The sequence below is a fragment of the Calothrix sp. 336/3 genome, assembly GCF_000734895.2.
GTDB lineage: Bacteria > Cyanobacteriota > Cyanobacteriia > Cyanobacteriales > Nostocaceae > 336-3.
Genome location: NZ_CP011382.1, coordinates 2,487,114 through 2,510,121 on the forward strand (window position 1 = coordinate 2,487,114; position 23,008 = coordinate 2,510,121).

Annotated in this window: 20 protein-coding genes and 5 tRNA genes; 19 read left to right on the forward strand and 6 right to left on the reverse strand. The window is 42.1% G+C overall.

Features of this window, described 5'->3' with window-relative positions; translation table 11 throughout:
- Positions 1–9 precede the first annotated feature (9 nt).
- From IJ00_RS10440 to IJ00_RS28610, 5 genes are all read left to right on the forward strand, one after another.
- Positions 10–80: transfer RNA gene (locus IJ00_RS10440), tRNA-Gly, on the forward strand.
- Positions 81–85: 5 nt separating this feature from the next.
- A tRNA-Val gene (locus IJ00_RS10445) sits at positions 86–161 on the forward strand.
- A gap of 6 nt (positions 162–167) precedes the next feature.
- Positions 168–241, forward strand: a tRNA-Arg gene (locus IJ00_RS10450).
- Positions 242–246: 5 nt separating this feature from the next.
- Positions 247–320, forward strand: a tRNA-Ala gene (locus IJ00_RS10455).
- Between the two features lie 6 nt (positions 321–326).
- A tRNA-His gene (locus IJ00_RS28610) sits at positions 327–401 on the forward strand.
- A 372-nt stretch (positions 402–773) separates the two neighbouring features.
- Here IJ00_RS28610 and IJ00_RS10460 read toward each other — a convergent pair.
- From IJ00_RS10460 to IJ00_RS28940, 4 genes are all read right to left on the reverse strand, one after another.
- Complete coding sequence (locus IJ00_RS10460) at positions 774–1,406, reverse strand: SH3 domain-containing protein (protein WP_035152749.1); 633 nt, start codon at positions 1,404–1,406, stop codon at positions 774–776.
- Between the two features lie 713 nt (positions 1,407–2,119).
- Complete coding sequence (locus IJ00_RS10465) at positions 2,120–3,361, reverse strand: hypothetical protein (protein ID WP_035152751.1); 1,242 nt, start codon at positions 3,359–3,361, stop codon at positions 2,120–2,122.
- A gap of 257 nt (positions 3,362–3,618) precedes the next feature.
- Positions 3,619–5,541: a tRNA uridine-5-carboxymethylaminomethyl(34) synthesis enzyme MnmG gene (mnmG, locus tag IJ00_RS10470; RefSeq protein WP_035152754.1), complete on the reverse strand. Its 1,923-nt coding sequence runs from the start codon at positions 5,539–5,541 to the stop codon at positions 3,619–3,621.
- 247 nt (positions 5,542–5,788) lie between these two features.
- Complete coding sequence (locus IJ00_RS28940; RefSeq protein WP_168163459.1) at positions 5,789–5,962, reverse strand: hypothetical protein; 174 nt, start codon at positions 5,960–5,962, stop codon at positions 5,789–5,791.
- Positions 5,963–6,060: 98 nt separating this feature from the next.
- Between IJ00_RS28940 and IJ00_RS10475 the strand changes: the two genes are divergently transcribed.
- Entirely contained in the window at positions 6,061–6,927 is an 867-nt protein-coding gene (locus IJ00_RS10475) for a D-alanyl-D-alanine carboxypeptidase family protein (protein WP_035158849.1), read from the forward strand.
- A 195-nt stretch (positions 6,928–7,122) separates the two neighbouring features.
- Complete coding sequence (locus IJ00_RS10480; protein ID WP_035152757.1) at positions 7,123–7,344, forward strand: hypothetical protein; 222 nt, start codon at positions 7,123–7,125, stop codon at positions 7,342–7,344.
- Positions 7,345–7,546: 202 nt separating this feature from the next.
- Here IJ00_RS10480 and IJ00_RS10485 read toward each other — a convergent pair whose 3' ends face one another.
- Entirely contained in the window at positions 7,547–8,647 is a 1,101-nt protein-coding gene (locus tag IJ00_RS10485) for a glutamate--cysteine ligase (protein WP_035152759.1), read from the reverse strand.
- Between the two features lie 333 nt (positions 8,648–8,980).
- Here IJ00_RS10485 and IJ00_RS10490 point away from each other — a divergent pair, with 333 nt between their 5' ends.
- From IJ00_RS10490 to IJ00_RS10545, 12 genes are all read left to right on the forward strand, one after another.
- Positions 8,981–10,453 carry a heme peroxidase family protein gene (locus IJ00_RS10490; protein WP_035152761.1) on the forward strand — a complete coding sequence of 491 codons (1,473 nt, stop codon included), beginning with the start codon at positions 8,981–8,983 and terminating at the stop codon, positions 10,451–10,453.
- A gap of 665 nt (positions 10,454–11,118) precedes the next feature.
- Positions 11,119–11,796, forward strand: coding sequence for a Mo-dependent nitrogenase C-terminal domain-containing protein (locus IJ00_RS10495; protein WP_035152763.1), 678 nt, complete (start codon positions 11,119–11,121; stop codon positions 11,794–11,796).
- 62 nt (positions 11,797–11,858) lie between these two features.
- Complete coding sequence (gene obgE, locus IJ00_RS10500; protein WP_035152765.1) at positions 11,859–12,890, forward strand: GTPase ObgE; 1,032 nt, start codon at positions 11,859–11,861, stop codon at positions 12,888–12,890.
- A 176-nt stretch (positions 12,891–13,066) separates the two neighbouring features.
- Complete coding sequence (locus IJ00_RS10505) at positions 13,067–14,800, forward strand: HAMP domain-containing sensor histidine kinase (RefSeq protein WP_046814794.1); 1,734 nt, start codon at positions 13,067–13,069, stop codon at positions 14,798–14,800.
- Positions 14,801–14,980: 180 nt separating this feature from the next.
- The gene (locus tag IJ00_RS10510; protein ID WP_035152768.1) at positions 14,981–15,343 is read left to right on the forward strand and encodes a helix-turn-helix transcriptional regulator; all 363 of its coding nucleotides are present in this window, start codon (positions 14,981–14,983) and stop codon (positions 15,341–15,343) included.
- Between the two features lie 595 nt (positions 15,344–15,938).
- A complete protein-coding gene (locus IJ00_RS10515) occupies positions 15,939–17,048 on the forward strand; it encodes a nitronate monooxygenase family protein (protein WP_035152771.1) in 1,110 nt (369 codons plus the stop codon).
- A gap of 12 nt (positions 17,049–17,060) precedes the next feature.
- Positions 17,061–17,777, forward strand: a complete 717-nt coding sequence (gene hetL / locus IJ00_RS10520; RefSeq protein ID WP_035152773.1) for a heterocyst differentiation pentapeptide repeat protein HetL — start codon at positions 17,061–17,063, stop codon at positions 17,775–17,777.
- Positions 17,778–17,920: 143 nt separating this feature from the next.
- Positions 17,921–18,574, forward strand: coding sequence for a DUF938 domain-containing protein (locus IJ00_RS10525; protein ID WP_035152775.1), 654 nt, complete (start codon positions 17,921–17,923; stop codon positions 18,572–18,574).
- A gap of 215 nt (positions 18,575–18,789) precedes the next feature.
- On the forward strand, positions 18,790–19,794 hold the full coding sequence (locus IJ00_RS10530) for a serine/threonine-protein kinase (protein WP_035152777.1): 1,005 nt from the start codon (positions 18,790–18,792) through the stop codon (positions 19,792–19,794).
- A gap of 204 nt (positions 19,795–19,998) precedes the next feature.
- Positions 19,999–21,573, forward strand: a complete 1,575-nt coding sequence (locus IJ00_RS29655; protein WP_052754442.1) for a serine/threonine-protein kinase — start codon at positions 19,999–20,001, stop codon at positions 21,571–21,573.
- Between the two features lie 223 nt (positions 21,574–21,796).
- The gene (locus tag IJ00_RS10540; protein ID WP_035152781.1) at positions 21,797–22,057 is read left to right on the forward strand and encodes a hypothetical protein; all 261 of its coding nucleotides are present in this window, start codon (positions 21,797–21,799) and stop codon (positions 22,055–22,057) included.
- 69 nt (positions 22,058–22,126) lie between these two features.
- On the forward strand, positions 22,127–22,345 hold the full coding sequence (locus IJ00_RS10545; protein ID WP_046814795.1) for an addiction module protein: 219 nt from the start codon (positions 22,127–22,129) through the stop codon (positions 22,343–22,345).
- A gap of 23 nt (positions 22,346–22,368) precedes the next feature.
- Here the strand turns inward: IJ00_RS10545 and IJ00_RS10550 are convergent, their stop codons facing one another.
- Positions 22,369–22,980 carry a Uma2 family endonuclease gene (locus IJ00_RS10550; RefSeq protein ID WP_035152784.1) on the reverse strand — a complete coding sequence of 204 codons (612 nt, stop codon included), beginning with the start codon at positions 22,978–22,980 and terminating at the stop codon, positions 22,369–22,371.
- Between the last annotated feature and the right edge of the window lie 28 nt (positions 22,981–23,008).

The following is a 23,008-nucleotide window of genomic DNA, read 5'->3' on the forward strand; positions in this document are numbered from 1 at the left end:
AATCAATATGCGATTGTGGTGTAATGGCAGCATTTGAGTCTTCCAAACTCTAGGTACGAGTTCGAGTCTCGTCAATCGCTTTCACAGCCCTGTAACTCAGTTGGTAGAGTGCCTCTCTTACAAAGAGGAAGTAGCGGGTTCAAACCCTGCCAGGGCTACCAATTTATAGGAGTGTAGCTCAATAGAATAGAGCATCCGGCTTCTACCCGGATAGTTGTAGGTTTGAGTCCTACCACTCCTGCTCATGGGTCTGTAGCTTAATTGGGAAAGCGTCTGCCTTGCAAGCAGAAAGATGTCGGTTCAAGTCCGACCAGTATCCACTGATGGTGTCAGAAGCCAAAGTGGTCGCAGCGCTTGTTTGTGAAACAAGTAATTAGGGAGTTCAAGTCTCCTCTGACACCCCTTAAGGAAGCTGTCCGGCATGGACGAGGAAAGCGTCTTGAAAACGCCTGCGGTTAACACCCGCCAAGAGTATCTCTTTCAGAGACGCTATGCGAACGATTCTCTGAGCTTCCGTTTTTCTTACCACCTGAAGCCGAAAAGTGAGGCACCGTGCTGATAACGCGGCAACAGGAGGGGCAGTACCTCCCTGGTGGATTACCTAAACTGTCACACAAGGAAAATTGCTTGTTTGGCGATCGCTTATTGTGATGGCGATTAACAGCACCCTAAGCTACCAACTTCCACCATGTGCCCCTACCGATGTATCAATATTTTCGTGGATTGGGGTAGTTGTGGGCGATCGCATTGAGCAACTTCGCCATGACAAAGCACTACCCTTCATAAACAATCAAATGGGTGGGTTTTTGGGTGCGAATAAAATTAGTCACAATATCCCGCTCTTTGATGGTAGGAGTAGCAAAACAACCCGCAGTCCCACTGTTGTTATTATTTAATAAAGCCGATGGGTCATAATGTACGCCGATTTCCGAGCGTCCGGTGCGAAAAATAGGTGTAACTGAAGACCATACACCACCAAATTCCCCATCTTTAAATTCGACAACTCCGGGAAAATCAAATTTATAAATTCCAAAGGGTATGGGTGTTTGTGAACCAGCGACATGGGATGGTGTTTGTTTATTTGCACGTCCAGAAACTGCACGTACCGTATTTATTGATTGACCGTTGCGATCGATTAAACGAACTTGATAAACTCTTAATTTATTAATCGCATCTGTAGTTCTTTTGGCAACGAGTTTTGCACTACGAATCACCGTTAAAAATTCTTCTGCAATCCAACGGTTGGTGCCAATTTGTACCCAATTTCTCGAACCTGCGAACGCAGAGTCACTAATTACAGTGATTTCCGTTCCATTGCTTAGGGAAGTAATGATATTTCCGTTAGGGCGATCGCGTACACTTAGATTATCGCCTTCTTTTGTATAAATATAAGCAGTGTAAGCCATGGTTGGTAATTTCTCCTTTGTTGATTCCTATTGAGTTCTAATGTCTTGATAGATGGAAATATACTTAAGTTAAATAAAGTAAGATCAGCTCAAGTAAGTTTAAATAACACTGAGTCATGAGAATTTGTCTCTGTGTGTTAAAGACCACTTCAATCAAATAGAAAACAATTTCGGAAATTTGGTAAAAACTCCACCCAAAAGCCCTAAGAGGGTGTTTGAAAAGTCCCCTTGCTGGTATCAAAACATTTATTAATAATTCGACCGTTGTCGGGAATTCGGCGAATTACTTCCTGTATGCTAAAAAAGCATTAATAAAGGGAAGTACATCATAGCTCTAAGCTAATTCGATTCTTAGAAGCGCTTTGCTAACATAGCAATCTGCTTTGGGGTTTTTGCAAGCTCAGTCGAATCACCATTACGCCAGTAGATTTCTTCTCCAACATATGAGAGTTCTTCTTGAGGTGGAATGGTAAGATGATAATGCTGTTTGATTATAAATTGGTATCCCTTGCGACCACCGAATGTCTTTCTGCTTTCTCAGAAGGATGGTTCAATTGTGGCGTTGCATAAATGCGGGATGAACTAGAGACTGAAAGTATTATTATTTCGTCTAAAAATCACTAAAATCATCCCCTGAATCAGCAACACCAATATTTCCAACACCTATTCCCCGTCATTGAAGAGTCTGCCCAATTCCACCCTATCACTCCATCCTAAAACTTCTGTCCTGTAAAAATAGAACGGACTTCTCCGTTGCGGCGAATAATTGCTTCACCGTTGGCAACATCGACTAATGTCCAGCCACTGGAACCAATGGTTTCACCAATATCTATCCGACGAGTCACACCATTAATTTTAAATAGGGCGGCGGATTTGCCACCTAATTCTAATAACCCTTCTAAGGTATTGATGGCTTGATTGGTGGTAGCAACGGTGGTAACTTCTGGGGTTTTGGGTGCTGGGGGTGGTGCTTGGGGAACCCTGGCAACTCGTAATGGTGCGGGGGGTATGGCAGGTTTCGGTTCGGGACGAATTCGCAGGGGGGCGGGGTTTAAAGCTACGGGTTTAATATTTTGGGCTGCGGGTTTGACGGTTGCGGCTTTGTTGGGCGCTTTGATGGTGTTGGGTAGGGGTGGTAGGGCTTGGTTAACCCCTGTGGTTAGGGTGGGGGGTACGTAGCGCATGGGTAGGGGCGCTTGATAGACGGGGATATACACCCGTTCCACAACGTTGTTAGGGCGATTTGTTGGGGTATTTATTGGGGTATTATTGGCGGCGGGGAGGGGTGGTAAATTACTGGGGGTTGTGGTGGTTTGGGGGTTGATGTAAGCCAGGGCATTTTGATTATTATTTGCCTGAGCGGTGAGTACTGGCTTGCTGGATTGATTGTTATTTACACCTTGTCTGTCGATGGTAGACAGCGCTCCCAACATGTAGTTGACGAATTCTGTTTGAATTTCGGCTCTACTGGGTAGTTGGGGTTTGGGTGTTTGTAGAGCTTGTTGGAAGGAGGGGGAGGACAGACGGCTAATTAAACCGGAGTTGACTGCCCAAACTACGGAGGCGATCGCCAGTCCTAAACCAGCTCCGAAGGTAAATAGCTTGCCGAACCAGTGCCCAGATTTGCGGCGAATTTTCCGGACTCGTTGGCTAGGAACGGGGGTATTTACGACTACCGTACTTAATTGGTTTTCCCGAACTTGCGTAGGTAATTGTACTGAGGTCACAAATCTCTCTGGCAGCACGATGGATTGTGACGTTTGCATGTAGGAGGAGTAGGGTTGTACTGGATGTACTGGTGGTAAGGCGCTGCGACCATCGAGAATATCGTCGATATCGGCAAACAGGTCATCCATAAAACCATCGGCATAGGTTTCTATCGACCAAGGTTCGCTGGCGATTAACTCCTCTGATACTTCTGGAATAATAAGTTTGGTGCTGGCTTCTTGAGACATAGCAGTTTTTGGTTGAGGCTTTCTCTGTTTGGGATTAACTGTCACCGCTAGGCGGCTATTGAGTTCTGTCCCCTCAGAATTAAAAATTAGGAATTTTAAAATCTGTTGCCCGTTGAGGGGTTTATTTTCGTTTGTATAAAATTCAACTCATACCTGAAGGCAACTGATAAGCTTGATTCGATTAATTAATGTCATCATTCATACCAGTTACCTCCTGATACACTTACTACTATACTCGCCTTTGATGAAGTTGGGGTTTACACTGTGGCGGAAAACTCTGTTGGTGTCTGTGTTTTACGCAATTCTAAATAAATTAACAAAGCGTTGACATCCGCAGGATTCACACCACCGATGCGAGCTGCTTGCCCGATGGTTAGGGGTTTCACCTTAGTCAATTTTTCCCGTGCTTCCTTGGACAGAGTATCGATGCTGCCATAATCTAAATCTGGTGGCAGGTGACGATTTGCTTGTTTAGCAATTTGTTCAATTTGATTTTGTTGTCTTGCCAGGTAACCAGAATATTTGATGTCGATTTCGGCTCCTTCTTTTTCCGCACGCTGTAAATCGGGGTTGCCGAGTCCATAGTGTTCCAGGTTGCTGTAATGGAATCCGGGGCGACGTAATAAGTCTGCGAGGGTGATGGAACCTTTAATTGCTTGCTGGGTATCGGTGGCGATCGCCCGTCCCATTTCTTCGTGTTCTTTCACCCTGGTGCCATACAATCTTTCTTTTTCCGCCGTAATCTTTGTCTGTTTATCAATGAACATCTGCCAGCGACGGTCGTCAATTAACCCAATTTCCCGTCCTAGGGGTGTTAATCGTTGGTCAGCATTATCAGAACGCAGCACTAAACGATACTCACTCCTACTGGTAAGCATCCGATAGGGTTCCCGTAAATCCTTGGTACAGAGGTCATCTAGTAAGGTACCGATGTAACTTTGCTCACGGGGTAAAATTATCATTTCCTGCCCCTTGGCAAACCGTGCCCCGTTAATTCCCGCCACTAGACCCTGGGCTGCTGCTTCTTCATAGCCCGTAGTCCCGTTAATTTGCCCCGCACAAAATAACCCGGCAATTTTCTTAGTCATCATTGTGGGATAACACTGAGTAGCAGGTAAATAATCATACTCTACCGCATAGGCAGGACGCAGCATCACACAGTTTTCCATACCGGGCAAACTACGTAACATCAACAGTTGCAAGTTTTCCGGCAATCCGGTAGAAAATCCTTGAATATAGAGTTCGGGAATATCCCGTCCTTCCGGTTCAATGAAAATCTGGTGACTTTCCTTATCGGCAAAGCGGACAATTTTATCCTCAATGCTTGGACAATAGCGGGGTCCCTTGGCTTCTACCCAGCCACCATACACCGGGGAAAGGTGCAAATTTTCCTGAATTAACCGATGGGTTTCTGCCGTGGTACGGGTCATATAACAGGGCATTTGTTCCCGTTCTACCCAGACTTGGGGGTCAAAACTGAACCAGCGCACGTCAGTATCTCCCGGTTGGGGTTCCATCTTGCTGTAATCTACAGACCTTTTATCCACCCGTGCGGGGGTTCCCGTCTTCAAGCGTCCCGTTTCAAACCCCAGTCGCTGTAAAGTTTCCGTCAAACCTACCGCCGCAAATTCCCCAGCTCGTCCGGCTGCCATGGATTTATTGCCCACCCAAATTTTCCCACCCAGGAATGTCCCCGTGGTGAGAATTACCGCTTTACAGCCAAAGGCAACACCGAAGTAGGTTTCCACACCAATTACTTCATTGTTTTGATTGAGAACTAAATCCGTTGCCATGGCTTCACGGATGGATAGGTTTTCTTGGTTCTCGACAATTGCCTTCATGATGGCTGCGTATTCTCGCTTATCTGTTTGGGCACGTAACGCCCAGACTGCCGGACCCCGTGAAGAGTTGAGAATGCGTTTTTGCAGATAGGTACGGTCAGCCATTTTGCCAATTTCCCCACCCAGGGCATCAATTTCGTGGGTAAGTTGGGACTTTGCTGGACCTCCGACGGCAGGGTTACAGGGTTGCCAAGCGATTTTGTCGAGATTTAGGGTTAGTAGGAGGGTGCGACAACCAAGACGGGCAGATGCTAGGGCAGCTTCACAACCGGAGTGACCTGCACCAACAACTATGACATCAAAAGCGTCTTGAAATTCTGGGGAATTGGGCATGGTCATAATGTAGAAGTCACGGAAAAAAAGCCAGGATGATAATAGAAATGTCTTGTTTAATACCTGAGATAAATATTGATTTTTTGAGGTATATCAGTAATTCTAACTGATTAGTAAAGTTTTTACTCTTCCCCTTTAACCCTATGCCTTAGCAGATTTTGAGCGTCAGTGTACTTAGGCAATGACAAACATTTTGTGATTACAAATCTGTAGAAACGCTGAATTTGTCTATTTGATTATCTGAAACATTGTTCTATTCCGATGGGGTGAGGAAAGATGCAAGGATATGGCGATCGCACCATTCCTGTTGTGGTTCCCCAATCCTCTGGTAAATGAATTCGGTTGACTGCAAAACAGAGCGATCGCCCTCTTGCTCAAGTTTGACTCGAAGCGTCTTGCTCCCTGGTAAATTAATCTCATTACTCACCACTCACCACTCATCACTCATTACTCATTAGCCGGAGAAAAGCTATATAAATTATTTAGGTATTGATGCTCCCCCATGCCCAAATTTTAAATATTTTTATGCAAAGAATTTTTCGCAGGGTGATTTTTTTATTTGTCATCGCTTTTATGACTTTTGCTTTGGTGGCAAGTAGTGGAATTTCTCGACGGAGTTTGCTGACTGAGAATCCCACCCTGACAAGTTGTACAGAGGAATCAGCCAGCAACTGTCAACCTCAAGCCGAAGCTCCACCGGAAGCTGCTGTTGCCTATGCTGCGGTGATACCCTATGTTCCTGACCCCCAGCAACCACCAAAGGAGAGATTTATCGGGGCAATTACTGACAAATTACCAATGATTCCCCAACCGGGAACCCTGGATTATATTTTGTTGCGCTCCTACGGTGCGGTATTTGCCACAGAGCATCCAGAGGTGAAGTTACCACCCAAATTAATTTTTTCTAATGAACTGCAAACTAAGCAATTTCAAGCAAGTTTAAATCTCGTCAAGATAAATGGTAGTAGTAGTTGTATGCTGCAAAAAGCCGCAGCGCAAGCTTTAAATCAAGCGCGATCGCAGGTGGCAATTTCTCTACGTTCTGGGAATGGTGGTAGTGACTGTACCCGCAGTTTTGCCACTACCTACCGATTTTGGCGAAGATACGCGAAACCAAATACCTTGGAGCGAGTACGACGGGGAGAAGAAACCGCTATTCTCAGCATTGTCGCTCCTCCCGGTGCATCCCAACATCTCTGGGGATTAGCCGTAGATTTGCAAGTCTCTAACTCCTTACAAAGGCAGGTTTTAAATAATTATGGTTGGTTTCAGACTGTAGAGAAAGATACTCCCCACTGGACTTACGTCGGTTTGGAAAAAGCACAAATGTCAAACTATGGTTTTCAGGCAAAAGTTATCAGTGGAATTACTTATTGGATAACCCCACTTTGATGTCGGTGAAAAGGGAAAAATTGGGGGCGTAAATAGGGAAAATTCCGCCAACATCAAGCATTGAGCTTGGGTTTGTCACTAGGGATCAAAGCAAAATTATCGACTCGTGAGGTTATAACTATTTGCTCCAAGGCAGTTGATGGGTAAAATTTTTTGATATGCTCAATAAGACAGGCATTTAACAAAAATTTGAGAATGGCTCCCAAACTAACTGACGTTGTTCAGGAAAAGTTACTGCAAGTCATGGCGCAATTGTCGCTGACACAACAGGAAGAAGTATTAAATTTTGCTTTGTCCCTACACCAGCAAGAATTAATACCAATTTCTGATGCTGTTACAGAAGGGGAGGATTTGCCTGTCACCGATTTTACTCTCAATGATTTTTTATTGTTGTTGCAACAAGATGATGATTGGTAAAAAATTCTGGCGGTTGAGGAATACCCGACTTTTTGCATAAATCGGGGATAATATCATATCCGCTTGAATACTTGTAATTAAGGTAACGGGGGAGCAGGGAGCAGGGGAAAAGAGAATTTTTCGATTTCTGCATACACAATTTATATCCCATACTCATTCCCCATTCCCCATTACTCACCACTCATTACTCACCACTCATTACTCATTCCCCATAACTCCGCTTCAGCACCGCTTCAATTGAACCAAGAGCTTGAAAATCTTCTCTCATCTGATCAGCTTTGGTGACTCTTGTTGCTAGAATATTCTGCAATGGTGCTAATAAATCCCTATCCCCATCACCTTGCAAAGCATTTTCTCCCGCTTCTAAAACCTCTTTCACATTCTGCAAAATCTCTGGATGATTGAACCCGAATTGTGCGGAAATTTGATGCTTTTCTGTATCGGGAATTGTCGCTCTACCAGGTAAGGAATCATCCAAAACCAAACCCTTTAATAACGCTAATAATGCTGCGTAAATAGAGAAATCATCACAACTATCAAAAGCTTTAAATTCTATCCTGCCAATCTCTGCTGGAATCCGAGCAATTTTAGTTAAAGAAGGAAAAGTTTTAATCAGTTGTTCTGGCTTTTCTACAAATACCATTGCTGCTGGACGTTTGCCAGTTCGCATAAAAGTTCGTACTGATAAACCAGACCACAAATCACCTTGATAAAAGGGAGAACTAAAACTAAAAGGTACCAGATAGGGACTGTAATAGGTCAATTTTCTACCGATATCAATGACTTTTTCATAATCCAAGTTAGCAACAGAAATATTCAAATCTGGTCCATAGGTAAGCATGGGAATATTGGCTGTTTGCTTTTCTGGAGATGCTTGTCGTCTTTGAACTTCGTAATCATTGAGTGGAGGATGGGGTTGAAACTCTGAAGAATAAGGATTAAAACTCGTTAATACAGGTACAAATCCTGATTTTGCCGCAATCTCACATAACAGATGAAAACTCTCTGATAATTCCACAATTGTACTGTGAATATCCGGGTGAATTGTAGTTCTAATTTCAATTCCCTTGGGTACACATTCAATTACTTTTTCTGAATCAAAAAAACGTTCAAAACCTTCAATATACCAGCGTTTTTTCTTAATACCAGCATCCCCAACTCGCAGCTGGGGATAATCTTGAGAATAGGTAGGTAATTGTTCAATGATTTGCTGAAACTCAGTAAATTTAGTACAGCTAAAATCCGCAAATTTACCTTCACTATTCAGAAACGCAACTTCATGCTCAATACCGAAATAAAACATTAATGACAAACCAGGAATAGGGAATTGTAAAGGAGAACTTGATATTTATCATTAGTAATTAATTATAGATGATTTTTGAGAAAAATTTGCATTAGTTGGATAAATATTATCAAGAATTCAAATTCCCTGGGTGATTTTCATTGGGGATGAGGTGCAAGATTCTGTTGTTGCGCATGCACCGCGATCGCCATTACCCACAAGCCATTACTTACAAGTCATTGGTGACAAGTTGCAAATAGTACCCTCAAGTGTACCGACAATAATCACTCCACTACAGCATACTACAAAACATATCGACATGAAAACTTCTTTACATATTTCCAACTTAGCAATATGCAACAACGTCATGGATTTGGTCGTCGTACAGGAGAAAATCAGCCCCTAGGCGAGTTTTCTACCATGGGGAAATTTGGCAGAATGTTTCCCAGGCTACCGGCTTTTACCCCCACCATAGAAAGCTTAACAGCCCTGGGTAATGCGATGAATGACCTGAATCCCAACGCACCCGCAGGGGATAATCTCAGCGTTCCCGCAGGGTTTACCTACCTGGGACAATTTATCGACCATGATATTACTTTTGATACTACAGCCCTTCAGGAAATCATGGTTGACCCCCTAGCGGTAAGAAATTTCCGCACACCCATGCTCGACCTAGACAGTATCTATGGTGGTGGTCCAGAAGCCCAACCTTACTTATATCAGCTTGATGACCCAGATTTGTTTTTAATTGGTACAACTAACGAGACACCCGGAGCTGGAGATCCCACAATTCCCACCAAGCTACCCAACGATTTGCCCCGCGCTCAAAGTACCCTAGGAATAATTGGCGATCCACGCAACGATGAAAACTTAATTGTTGCCCAAATGCATCTAGCATTCCTCAAGTTTCATAATAAAGTCGTTGCAGATATCCGCAATGGCAATATCAAATCACACTATTCCACCAAAAAATCTATCTTTGAACAAGCAAGAGAATTGGTGATTTGGCACTATCAATGGATTGTTATCTATGATTTTTTAGCAAGAGTCATCGACAAGGAACAATTGGAGAGAGTTATCAAACAAGGTAGGCGCTTTTTCAACTTCCAAGAACAACCGTTTATCCCTGTGGAATTTTCTGTGGCTGCATACCGTCTAGGTCACAGTATGATTCGTGCAGACTATGACTACAATCGAGTTTTTACACCGCTTCCTGGGGGAGTAACTTCCGCAACTTTAGAGTTACTTTTTGCCTTCACTGCCAAATCTGGAAAATTAGGTGATTTTGCCAATATTCCTATTCCCAGCGACTGGATTATCGACTGGAGAAGATTCTTTGAAATTGATTCCAAGATTACAGTTAATCCCAGTCGCAAATTAGACCCATTTCTTGTCGATCCCTTGAAAAATTTGCCCAACGTACCAGCACCCAATTCCCTTGCCGTCAGGAACTTGTTACGGGGTCGTAGTATGGGTTTACCATCAGGTCAAAGTGTTGCCAGATTAATGAGAGCAAAAACGTTGACTCCTAGTGAAATTGCCCAAGGTGCAGATGGAGCAGTGGCAGTTAAATTCGGTTTGGATGTTGAGTCACCACTGTGGTATTACATCCTCAAGGAAGCACAAATTCAAGCTCAAGGACTACGTTTAGGTCAGGTAGGAAGTCGGATTTTAGCAGAGGTATTTATCGGTATTTTAGAAGCTGATAGTAGTTCGTTTTTGGCTCGTTGTCCCGGTTGGAAACCAACATTACCTGCTCGCATTCCGGGAACATTTACCATGGTAGATTTGTTAAATTTTGTGGGGGATATTAACCCGATTGGTTAGGATTGTTTTTTTTCATAACTTGCAATGTTGAAAGGTGAGGGGAGTAGGAAAAGCTATGCTTTATTCCTATTCCCTATTTTTTTGAATATTTCTCATGTTTTAGATAGAGTTAATGATAATATTGCTTTCCTGCACTTGATTTTGGTCGCAATGACAATTTTTACTTGCATCATTTTTCGAGGTAGCAAAACGTTTTCATAACTCTAAATCCTCATGAATCAAGTGGGATTTTGAGAAGTTCCCTTTTTTTAGGGGCGCTAGGAGGGGTGAATCATATCGTGTTCGGTTGAATACTTTAGACTTGTTGCGTAATAAAGTTTTAAACGGCTGAAAAGCTTACGACATAAGGGTTACGTCCGTTTTTGCTCTTGAGTAGCTGAACGTCTTGATTCACAAGGGTTTTAGCCACTTTTTTAGCTTAATTCGCAACAAGTCTTTTTTTAATTAAGCCACCAGGAGAGCAGGGGGAAAGAGAATTTTCCGATTTTTGCATGCACAAGTTATTATGCGAACATGATATCAGTGTTTAAAATCACATTCAGCACTTTTAAAATAATCTCTGATACCATAAAATCTTAATTTTTTCTTGGAGAGGAAGGGACAGTAATTTTCCTGCCTCTTAAACTAGATTATGTATGTAGAGAAAAAGCTAGAGGCGTAGATTTATGAAAAGTCGTGCGGTTCAATCCACGTACAGTAATGAACAAATCAGTGCTTGGTTGCGAGGATTACTAACGATCGCCTGGGCAGATGGTGATTTTGATGACCAAGAGCGACAGCTAATCAGTAGTATTACTCAAGAGGAATTAGTCCCAGAAATTAGTTTGGAAAACCTCGAGGCAATCGAACCAGAGGATTTAGCAGCAGTATTGGGTAAGGAAACTCCCGCCGCAGAAAACTTTTTACGCACAGCTGTTATGGTGGCGATCGCCGATGGAACCTACTCCAAAAGTGAAGATTATTTACTGCACCAACTCTGTGACGCTTTGGGAGAACCCATCAACCTGCTAGAATCCCTACGATATACCCTAGAGCATCCAGAAGCTATCTCACCGGGCAACATCACTGCACCCAGTAAAAAACAAGCAACTGCCCTAGAACCCCTCAGAGAATGGCTCGATGGCTTAGATATCGAAGACCCCAGAGTTGCTCATTTCCTCTGTAAAATGATACCCTCACAATGTCCCTTCGAGCGCGACATCACCCTTTTTGGACGTAAAATAGTTCATATCCCTCCCCTATGTAAACTCAACCCCCTGTACGAACAACTTGTAGGATTGCGTTTTCGTGCCCTTTCTTATTTAGCTGATGATTGTGGCGAAGACGTTACCCCCTATATTTAAAATCCACATCTTCAAATAGGGGCGTTCTAGCAGAACGTCTCTACAACAATCCACACCCAACTATGCAATTCATCGATCAGGCAGAAATTCAAGTAGCAGCAGGTAAAGGTGGCGACGGCATTGTTGCCTTTCGTCGGGAAAAATACGTACCTGCCGGAGGACCCGCAGGCGGTAACGGTGGCTGGGGAGGTTCGGTCATTTTCACCGCCGTGGAAAACCTGCAAACCTTGCTAGACTTCAGATATAACCATAGATTCCAAGCAGAAAACGGGGGGCGAGGCGGACCCAATAACCGTACTGGAGCCAACGGAAAAGATTTAATCGTCGAGGTTCCCTGTGGTACGGTAATATACAATGCAGAAACCGATGAGATAATTGGTGATTTGACGGAGCCGGGACAGACTTTGCCAGTTGCCGCAGGTGGTAAGGGTGGATTAGGTAACAAATATTTTCTCAGTAACCGTAATCGCGCTCCCGAATATGCCTTACCTGGATTAGATGGAGAAGAAAAATTACTACGACTGGAACTCAAGTTATTAGCAGAAGTCGGTATTATTGGTTTACCCAATGCCGGCAAATCTACCCTGATATCTGCATTATCTGCTGCACGTCCGAAAATTGCTGATTATCCCTTTACCACCCTGATTCCCAACCTGGGAGTCGTACGTAAACCCACCGGTGACGGTACAGTCTTTGCAGACATTCCCGGATTAATTTCAGGTGCTTCCGATGGTGCAGGATTAGGGCATGACTTTTTACGTCACATCGAACGGACAAGGGTATTACTACATCTCATCGATGTCACCAGTGAGGATGTGGTGGCAGATTATCATACCATACAGCAGGAACTGGAAGCCTATGGACGAGGTTTAGCAGAACGTCCGCAAATTATCGCCTTAAATAAAATTGATGCGGTGTACTTGGAAGAAGCAGAATTAAAAGATTTAGCAACCCAATTAAATCACCTCTCCCATTGTCCTGTATTTTTAGTTTCCGCAGTTGCGGGTATTGGTTTAGAACCGATGCTTCAGGAAGTTTGGCGTAGTTTGGATGAGTTGAGCGCAAGTATGGAGTTGGTAATGAGTAATGAGTAATGAGTAATGGGTAATGAGTAATGGGTAATGAGTAATGAGTAATGGGTAATGAGTAATGAGTAATGGGTAATGAGTAATGGGTAATTGGGTAATGGGTTATCGGAAATTCTCTTTCCCCCTGCTCCCTGCTCCCTTCTCCCTGCTCCGTAATTTAGATATCTGGGGATGTCTAATCTGTGTTGAAAAGCTGGAACCGCTTCCAAAAGCAAGTTTTTCCGGGTACAGAAACTAACGCATATATCACCTGGCGGAATCATTTTTTTTGGCAAAGATTACGTTTATGGTTATGGTTGGCGTTAATTTGTGTATTAAGTTTTACTGTGCGGGATATTTATGATTTATTTTTCCCGCTCAAAGAGCTAAATCATTTACCAGAAGTCTTGCGGGAAGAGGGTTTGGTGATTAATTGTGTGATGCTTTGGAGTATCGCTATCTGTTTTGGTTTACACCCTACTACTTTTGGTCGTCGTTATCCGGGAATATTATTTCTAGGTTTATCTTGGTCTATTAGTCTAGTACAGCAGATTTTTGCCACTCTGAATCATTTTGCCTTACCAGATACCTTAGCTTGGTCACTGTTGTTTGTCAGTCAAGCAACTTTGATGCCGGTGCGATGGAATTTACATTTTCTGTCTCAATTGGTGTTACTAGTTTATTACTTTGGGGTGAATACTGCACTGGGCTTAACAAGTTCCTTACCTAAATATCCGGGTATCTATAATGTCACGTTAATTTTGTATGTCTTCTGGCTGTGCGTGATGTGCGATATGGGAGTGTATTTGTACGATCGCCTACAAGCGAAGGAATTTTTTGCGCGCAAAGAATTAGAACTGGCAAAAGCAGCGCTCAAGGAACAGTTAGATTTTTTACGAGTTTTAATTAATACGATTCCGACTCCCGTATTCTATAAAAATATTCAAGGTGAATATATCGGTTGGAATCAAGCGTTTGCTGATGCTACTGGTTTGCAGCCTCAGGAAATTATGGGAAAAACTGTGTATGACATAGCACCACCAGATTTAGCACAGCAGTATCATCAAGCAGATAGGGAATTATTAGGGAGACGGGGGATACAAATAGAGGAGGCAACTTTTGTTTATGCTGATGGTAAGAAGCGGGATGTGATTTTTTACAAAGCTACTTTTGAGAAAGCGGATGGTTGTTTGGGTGGGATTGTGGGAATTATTTTGGATATTACCCAACGCAAACATACTGAAGAATCCTTACGAGTATTTTATCATGCAGTTTCCCACGACCTGCGTAACCCGGTGATTGGCACTTTGATGGTGTTACAGAATTTGTTGAATCGGGAGATGGGAGTCACTGAGGAAACAATTGCTGTACCGAGAAAATTTTTACAGAAGATGATGGAGAGTAGCGATCGCCAACTACATTTGATTAATTCCCTGATGGAAGCCCACCAGAGTGAGGTTCAGGGTATTTTCTTACAAAGGGATAATCTCGCCATTTCCCGGATAGCAGAAGCCGCGATCGCTGATTTACAACCCCTACTGCAAGAGAATCAAGTCATAGTCAAAAATCTCATATCAGCTGATTTGCCCCTAATTTTCGCCGATGGCAACCAACTGTGGCGAGTTTTTTCTAACCTGATTGTCAATGCAATTAAACATAATCCCCCAGGTTTGCAAATTATCCTGAATGCTACAGTTGAAGGTGATAAAATCCATTGTTCAGTGGCGGATAATGGTGTGGGTTTAACTCCCCAACAACAAGAAAATTTATTTCAACTGTATTTTCAAGCTCATCAGGTGCGCAATTCCCTAAGTTTAGGATTAGGTTTATATTTATGTAAGCAAATAATCCTTGCCCATGGTGGAGAAATTGGTGTCACAAGTTTACCTAATTCGGGGGCGAATTTCTGGTTTACTTTGATTGTGATGAGAGTTTAACAGTTCCAGCGGAGGATTGATCAATTTGCGTATACTTGTATGATGATTGACAGAGCTTAAATGCTTGGGGATTCTTTTAGAAGCAAACACAAGATTAGGGAAAAGTTATTAATTTCGTTATTATACTAATTAGTTATAAAACTATTTTTGCCTATTCTGCCCAAATACTTATCTTTAATTATGCCCAAAACCAAGTCATCCCAGGTAGATCCAGCAGTAATAATTGCCGTTGCTGACTATTTCAAGGTTTTGTCGGAGGCAAGTCGGTTACAGATTTTAACCTGTCTGAAATCTGGTGCAATGAATGTGATGGAACTTGCGGAGGCAACTGGTTTAGGGCAAGCAAATCTCTCAAAGCATTTAAAAGTATTAACTCAGGCAGGGGTATTATCTCGTCAACCCAAGGGTACTAGTGCTTATTATGAGATTGCCGAGCCGATGATTTTTGAACTTTGTGAATTAGCTTGCGATCGCATCAGTGAAAGAGTCTTACAACAGGCTGAAAAACTCAAAGCTCTACGTAGTCAAACAGGCGTATTTTGAAGTTATTTTGAATCTATGCAGTTATAGCGTTCAAAAACATCTGCCCTAGGGTAGGTATTCTCTAGAGTTCGATAGGGAAAATCTATAAATATCACTTGTTTCCAGGGTAGGCTGGCATATTCAAATCAGGGAGCGAGACGCTCCCACTACACATTTTTACCCATTACAACTCATAACTCATCACTCATTACTCACCACTCACCACTCATTACTCATTACTCATTACTCACCACTCATTACTCATTACTCACCACTCATTACTCATAACTCACCACTCATAACTCACCACTCATAACTCACCACTCATTACTCATAACTCACCACTCATAACTCACCACTCATAACTCACCACTCATTACTCATAACTCACCACTCATAACTCACCACTCATAACTCACCACTCATAACTCACCACTCATAACTCACCACTCATTACTCACCACTCATAACTCATCACTCATTATTCATCACTCATTATTCATCACTCATTACTCATCACTCATTACTCATTACTCATTACTCATTACTCACCACTCATTACTCATTAAAATTACACTGAAATGTTAAAATTACTCAGCAGTTATGTAGTTAATGAATGAAAAAATCTATTGCTGTCCCTTCCCTTCCTCCCCTAAAAATTGGTAAACACCAGGTTTCCCATCCCATCATCCAGGGGGCAATGGCGGTGCGTGTCTCAGGTGCTAAACTAGCCGGAGCCGTTGCCAATGCTGGTGGAGTTGGTGTCATTGCCTCCCTAGGTTTAGGTTTAGACTCTCCCCACTTTAATAAACGTCAACGCAAGAGTTTTTTTACTGCCAATCGTCTAGCTTTAATTGATGAATTAGCCCAAGCACGCAGCATTAGTAACCATGGGGTAATCGGGGTAAATATTTTGGTGGCAACTAAAGATTATCCCCAACTAGCGCAGACAGCAGCAGCACATGGGGCTAACCTGATTATTACAGGGGCAGGATTACCTTTAAGTTTACCGGAATATACCGCAGACTATCCCGATGTGGCATTAGTACCGACTGTCTCAAATGTGGAATCTGCGGAATTAATCTGTCAAACTTGGCAAGATAAATATAATCGTTTCCCCGATGCTTTGATTATTGAAAATTGTCAGTTAGTGGGGGGACATTTTACCCAGTGTGAACAGTTGGGTATGGAGGGTTTTGCTATTGAATCTGTAATTTCTCAATTACGAGTATCCTTAGCTGCAAAGTTTGCTATCCATATTCCTTTAATTGTTACTGGGGGAGTGGGCGATCGCCATGATGTCAATCAGATGTTAGCCATTGGTGCAGACGGTGTACAAATCGGTAGTCGTTTTATTACCACAGTCGAATGTGATGCGGAGGAATCTTACAAACAAGCTCATTTACAAGCAAGTGCAGCAGATATCGTCACCGTACCGAGTCCCCTAGGAAAACCCAGTCGCGCTTTACGTAATCAATTTACAGAAAAAGCCATCCTCGGTTCACCCATCCTCGAACGACGTTGCATTGCCAACTGTTTAGAACATTGTCTGTGTCGAGACGCAGGTAAAACCTATTGTTTATTACAAGCTCTAGCCCAAGCTGCTCGTGGAGATATAGAACAGGGTTTGATGTTCTCAGGAGCCAATATTCAGTACACTGAGCAAATTATTACCGTTGCAGAACTAATGAGAGAGTTGACTGCAAGTGAGTTCATTAATAATTGAATTGCCATAATCATGAATATCGATACTATTCTCGAACTTTATGCTACCGGAGAACGTAACTTTCAAGCAGCGAAGCTACCAGAAATTGAACTGACAAACACCAACCTTGAAGGTATCAATTTTAGCTACGCTGACCTACGACAAACAAGATTAGGTAAAACCAACTTCAGCCAAGGTTGTCTAAGAGAGGCAAATTTGAGTGAAGCCATCCTTTGGGGCACAGATTTAAGTGACAGTGACTTATACCGCGCAATTCTCCGTGAAGCTGACTTAACAGGAGCAAAACTAGTAGGCACTTTTTTAGATGAAGCCAATTTAATCAAAGCCAGTTTATGTGGTGCTAATTTACACAGTGCTAAACTATCCCGTGCCTTACTATTTCAAGCGGATTTGCGTCCTAGTTCTGACCAACGTACAGATTTAGGCTATGCAGTTTTACATGGCGCAGAGATGAGCTACGCAGACTTGAGAGGTGCTTCTTTGCATCATGCTAACCTGCAACAGAGTAAGTTATGTCGAGCTAATCTCAGTCGAGGGGGACAGTGGGGAGATGTTTCCACAGACTTGAGTAATGCTAATTTGCAAGGAGCAGATTTAAGCTATGGAAATTTTAGTTGGGCAATTCTGCGCAATGCGAATCTTTTAGGAGCTGACTTAACAGGAGCTATCTTCACCGATGCAGATATGCAAGGAGCCATTATGCCCGATGGAACTGTGTATGAATCATAGATTAACGGCATAAGTTAGGAAAGGGGTGAGAAACTGTTTCATATTTTCTACCCAAATTTTTATCAATCTTGATTTGGGCGATCGCCCTTGGCTTTAACCCACCATACCTGTAAAATAGCAAAGGCGATGATAATCATAGCTGCATGAACAACATATCTGACGCTCGTCAATATTCCCCCGCTACACAACGCAACCGCGAGCCAATTTTAGAAGTATTGTCACAGATTCTCCCACCCACCGGGACGGTTTTGGAAATTTCTAGTGGTACGGGGGAACACGCTGTATATTTTGCACCCCAATTAAAACCTCGGAAATGGATTCCCTCCGACCCCAACCCCACTGCTAGAGCTAGTATCAGCGCTTGGCAGGAACAGATGCCCGCAGATAATTTATACACACCAGTAGAAATTGATGCTCAAGATTCACTGTGGGTTGTGGAAGCAGGTGGAGGATGGGAATACCATCAGGATTTAGAAAATTCACCAATTACCGCGATCGTGAATATCAATATGATTCATATTTCCCCCTGGGAATCGTGTTTGGGATTGATGAAGGGAGCCAGTCGCATATTACCCAAGGGTGGTATTTTGTATATGTATGGACCCTATAAACGTAATGGTCAACACACTGCACCCAGTAATGAATCCTTTGATAATTCCTTGCGATCGCAAAACCCTAGTTGGGGTGTACGCAACTTAAATGATGTGGTGGAAGTTGCCCAGAATTGTAATTTAGAGCTTGTGCAAATCAACGAAATGCCAGCCAATAATTTATCAGTGGTTTATCGTCGGATTTGATATTAATTGAATAAGTAATGAGTGATGAGTAGTGAGTAATGAGTAATGAGTAATGAGTAATGAATTAAGCCTTAAAACCCTTAATATTTTGTAGGTAGTTCAGAAATAATGATTTTGACTCAACCTTGAAACCCTTCTGGGATAAGAGGCGTTTCTAATTCACATCAGGCGTAATTGTGTAAAAATAAACTTGAGAATTACCTTGGTTGAGCATAATGGCTTGGATTGCAGGGCAAAAAATCCATCATGACAAGTATGAAATCAAACAAGAGCTAGGACGGGGAAGGGTAGCAATTACTTACCTTGCAGAGGATACCAGGGGTAAGAAAGTTGTAATTAAAACCTTAAACCCGGATATTCTGAATCAACTTAGTCAAAGCGATCGCGATTATTTAGAATCCGGTTTTGCCGATGAGTCACGTAAATTGGCATTATGCAGACATCCCCATATTGTCAGCGTGATTGAAAATTTCAAACATCAGCAATTGGATTGTATGGTGATGGAACATATTGATGGGGATAATCTCGCGAATATTCTCGCATCCCGTCGCCAAATTCCTGAAAAGGAAGCTCTAGATTACATCCAGCAAATTGGACAAGCTTTAATTGCAGTCCATAAACAGGGATTTTTGCACCGTGATATTAAACCCGACAATATTATGTTGCGAAAGGGTTCTTACAAAGTAGTGTTAATTGACTTTGATTTAGCGCGGGGTTTTGATAGTCCCCTCACCAGTCGCGGAAATCGGGTAGATGGATTTACAGCTATTGAACTATATTTTAATTCTGCCAGAAGTCAGCAACAGCGAGGAGCTTGGACAGATATCTATTCCCTAGCAGCCACATTATATATCTTGTTAACAGGAGAAAAACCCGTTAGTAGTTGCGATCGCCAAGACAATAATATCGGTTTAAAGCCACCCAAAGAACATAACCCAGATATTAGCGATCGCGTTAACAATGCAATTCTCCACGGGATGCAATTACAGGGAGAAAATCGTCCGCAAACTGTACAAGAATGGTTGGATGAACTGGGATTAAAACCGAAATTTTCCATTTCTCAAATCCCCAAAATCCCCCTTTGGGCAATAATTACCGGAATTATCACTCTTTTAAGCTTGATATCTATATTTAAAGACGGTAGGGACTTATGGCAAGATTTATTTCCCCAACCATCCCCCACACCCACAGAACCTGCAAACAAAGATACTCCCAAATAAAACACTTCCATTTCTATAATATTCTCTTCCCCAGCTAACAAGAAAACATTCCCCCTTGTCTCCCCTCTCTTCCTTGTCTCCCTTGTCCTTTCCCAATCTATCAGTTCAAAACTGACAGACTACTACGTGGATATACCCGCCACTTTGAGGAAAATCATGTAAAAATCAAGAATATATGAAAAACTAACTAAAATAACTCAGTATATGTTCTGGAATGAAGGACAAACAATCCATAACGGTAAATACAGAATCGAAAGATACCTCGGTGGTGGAGGTTTTGCCCTTACCTACCTTGCAACCCATACTCAACTCAACCGTCCCGTTGTCATCAAAACACCAAATATCAATGTTCAAAATGACCCAGAGTATCCTAAGTACGTAGAACGCTTCCAAAAAGAAGGGCAGATGCTAGCCCAAGTATGTAAGGACTCTCACCCTCATATTGTCCAGGCGATCGATTTATTTGAGGACGACAACCGCCATTGTTTGGTGATGCAATATATACCGGGGATGAGTTTGTGGGATTTGGTACGGCAACAGGGTAAATTACCAGAAACCACAGCAGTTAAATATATCCAACAAATTGGTTTGGCTTTGGTGGAAGTTCATCGTAGAAACTATTTACACCTCGATGTGACTCCCATGAATATTATGATTAATTCCGAGTCGGGAACGGGTAAAGCGGTTTTAATCGACTTTGGGATTGCTGCGGATATGTCACCACCCAGCACCCTATCAAGAAGTTTTGGAAATAGAGCTTTTGCTCCCTATGAATTGCTTCGCAGAGGTGTGCGTCATCCCACAGTGGATATTTATTGTTTGGCTGCGTCGTTATATTATGCTGTCACGGGAGAAATGCCGACTAATTCATTGGCTCGCAAATGGGAAGATGAGGAGTTAATTTCCCCACAGCAATATGTTTCTAGTTTGAGTCAATCCTGTTGTGATGCAATTTTGCAAGGGATGGCATTGGAAGCAAGCAAGCGTAGTCAAACAATGGAGGACTGGTTATGCATATTATCACCAATAGTTAAACCTATTGACATGCATACAAAATCAGATTTAGAGACTGCTTATAAAGTTCTTACTAAAGAAGATGTCCTATCCCAGAATCTATCATGGGAAATAATTCAGGTTTCAACACAAAAACCTACGCAAAAAACAGCAAAACGAAATAGCAATTTTCTAGTTGATGTTAACTTCTCAATTTCTACTTTCTTATTTTTTTACATAACGAAAAGTATTATTTGGTTACGTAATCCACCAACTCGGTCAAGTAAAATTCTAATAGTAGAAGGAACAATACAAAAATCAGAAAATAAGAGTTCAGAGGTTGAATTAAAATCTGATGTCGGGGTTGATTATTCAAATTTAGAAAAGCTACTCAAAGCGCAAAACTGGAAAGAAGCAGATCAAGAAACAGCTAGATTAATGCTGAAAGTAGCCAACCGAGAAGAAGAAGGCTACCTCGATATTGAGCAAATTAATAACTTTCCTTGCGCTGACCTTCGCACGATCGATCAACTGTGGTTAAAATGCAGCGATGGACGCTTTGGATTCTCCGTGCAAAAACGCATTTATCAAAGCTTGGGTGGAACAGAAGAATACGACGAGAAAATTTGGGAAGCTTTTGGTGATCGCGTTGGTTGGAGAAAGAAGGGAAGTTGGATGTACTACAAGGATAGTACTTTTAGTCTAGAGGCTCCAGAAGCCCATCTACCTATGGTTCGAGCGAGGTGGTGGGGTGTGGGTTCTCTTCTCTCGCGTCCAGACTTGTAAAATGTAGCATATAAGGCTTACAGAATTTGCTCAAGTTGTAGGTTGGGTGGAGGCTTTGCGTAACCCAACATTTATACTTTTAAATTATCCGAAATATCTAAACGTTGGGTTACGACGCAAAAAGATTATTCGTTAAAATTTTATACATTTCGTGCGTCTCCACCCAACCATTGCTGGGTTTTTTAGCTTGTAGAATAAGAATAAATATACAAGACTAGTATTTATGGAAAATTCTCCGATATCAGAGCAACCTCTAAATAATTTGACACCAGCAGACCTCGAAATATTAATTACTCAAATTGTCAAGAAAGTTATCAAACAAGAAACACAGAAGCAACAAATAAACATCACTATTTCGCCAGACAGCTACACTTTGCCGACTCCATCCCAGGATTTATTAAATACATTTGGTAGTTGGGAGGATAACCGCAATGCAGAAGAAATTATTGATGATATTTATGCAAGTCGTACAGTAGGTGAGTAAGAATAATTCGGGAAATAAAAAGTGCGATCGGTTATATTAAATGTAATTTGCTTCCCGGAGGCTGTTTGCATGGACATGACAACTACCTTAAACGAAATTATTGCTTTAAAGGTTGAAGATAGAATTCTTTTGGTACAAGCAATTTGGGATAGTATCGCAGCAGAACAAGCATATCCCGAACTTACGGACGCACAAAAACAAGAACTAGATCGCAGAATCGAAGACACTGAATCTAATCCAGAAAACACATTTGCAAGAGAAACCCCTACACTGTCCATTGACGATTGAGAATGATATTTTCTCTGTATTTACTACAATTTACTGGCGGCAAAAACTTGATTTTCAGTTAGCTTTATTTCTGTAAAGATTTGGGAAACAAGTAAATCATCATTGCGAAATAATTGCTTGTGATATTCATCTTCAACTAAAGTACAAATTGTAATTGTCGGTTGTTTTGGTTTGCCAATGTACTCCCTACCACCAACACCAAGATAATCTATAATCCAATATTCTGGCACGCCTAGCGCCACATAATCCTCTGATTTACGAGCATAATCATTCTGCCAGTTAGTGCTAACAACTTCGGCAACAAGTTTGATTGAACCTCCAAGAGTAATCACAGGTTCCCGTTGCCATAATGGTTCGTTGGCAAGCTGAGTTTTATCTAATACAATTACGTCTGGACGAAAAGCGGTTGCTGTCCCTAAAAGTTTGATGAGACATCGATGGGGAATCAAGTAATGTGGATATTTTTGGTCGATCTCCACATTAAATTTTCGTCCTACAAACCCTGCTACCTGTTCATGTGGACCAGTTGGTTCCATTTCGATTAATTCCCCATCAATTAGTTCGTAGCGATCGCTATCACCATACTGCGAAATGAACTCATCAACAGTTATAGACTTAGGTGGTGCTTGAACCATTGTCACGATTCCTCCTGAATTGTCACTT

Coding starts and splice junctions, on each gene's coding strand:
- IJ00_RS10485 (WP_035152759.1), bottom strand. CDS start 8,647: ATGTTTTATTTCGGTATTGAGCATGAAGTTGCGTTTCTGAATAGTGAA.
- IJ00_RS10540 (WP_035152781.1), top strand. CDS start 21,797: ATGGAAAATTCTCCGATATCAGAGCAACCTCTAAATAATTTGACACCA.
- IJ00_RS10465 (WP_035152751.1), bottom strand. CDS start 3,361: ATGTCTCAAGAAGCCAGCACCAAACTTATTATTCCAGAAGTATCAGAG.
- IJ00_RS10525 (WP_035152775.1), top strand. CDS start 17,921: ATGAACAACATATCTGACGCTCGTCAATATTCCCCCGCTACACAACGC.
- IJ00_RS10515 (WP_035152771.1), top strand. CDS start 15,939: ATGAAAAAATCTATTGCTGTCCCTTCCCTTCCTCCCCTAAAAATTGGT.
- hetL (WP_035152773.1), top strand. CDS start 17,061: ATGAATATCGATACTATTCTCGAACTTTATGCTACCGGAGAACGTAAC.
- obgE (WP_035152765.1), top strand. CDS start 11,859: ATGCAATTCATCGATCAGGCAGAAATTCAAGTAGCAGCAGGTAAAGGT.
- mnmG (WP_035152754.1), bottom strand. CDS start 5,541: ATGACCATGCCCAATTCCCCAGAATTTCAAGACGCTTTTGATGTCATA.
- IJ00_RS10480 (WP_035152757.1), top strand. CDS start 7,123: ATGGCTCCCAAACTAACTGACGTTGTTCAGGAAAAGTTACTGCAAGTC.
- IJ00_RS10490 (WP_035152761.1), top strand. CDS start 8,981: ATGCAACAACGTCATGGATTTGGTCGTCGTACAGGAGAAAATCAGCCC.
- IJ00_RS10495 (WP_035152763.1), top strand. CDS start 11,119: ATGAAAAGTCGTGCGGTTCAATCCACGTACAGTAATGAACAAATCAGT.
- IJ00_RS10550 (WP_035152784.1), bottom strand. CDS start 22,980: ATGGTTCAAGCACCACCTAAGTCTATAACTGTTGATGAGTTCATTTCG.
- IJ00_RS10545 (WP_046814795.1), top strand. CDS start 22,127: ATGGACATGACAACTACCTTAAACGAAATTATTGCTTTAAAGGTTGAA.
- IJ00_RS10530 (WP_035152777.1), top strand. CDS start 18,790: ATGGCTTGGATTGCAGGGCAAAAAATCCATCATGACAAGTATGAAATC.
- IJ00_RS29655 (WP_052754442.1), top strand. CDS start 19,999: ATGTTCTGGAATGAAGGACAAACAATCCATAACGGTAAATACAGAATC.
- IJ00_RS10460 (WP_035152749.1), bottom strand. CDS start 1,406: ATGGCTTACACTGCTTATATTTATACAAAAGAAGGCGATAATCTAAGT.
- IJ00_RS10510 (WP_035152768.1), top strand. CDS start 14,981: ATGCCCAAAACCAAGTCATCCCAGGTAGATCCAGCAGTAATAATTGCC.
- IJ00_RS10475 (WP_035158849.1), top strand. CDS start 6,061: ATGCAAAGAATTTTTCGCAGGGTGATTTTTTTATTTGTCATCGCTTTT.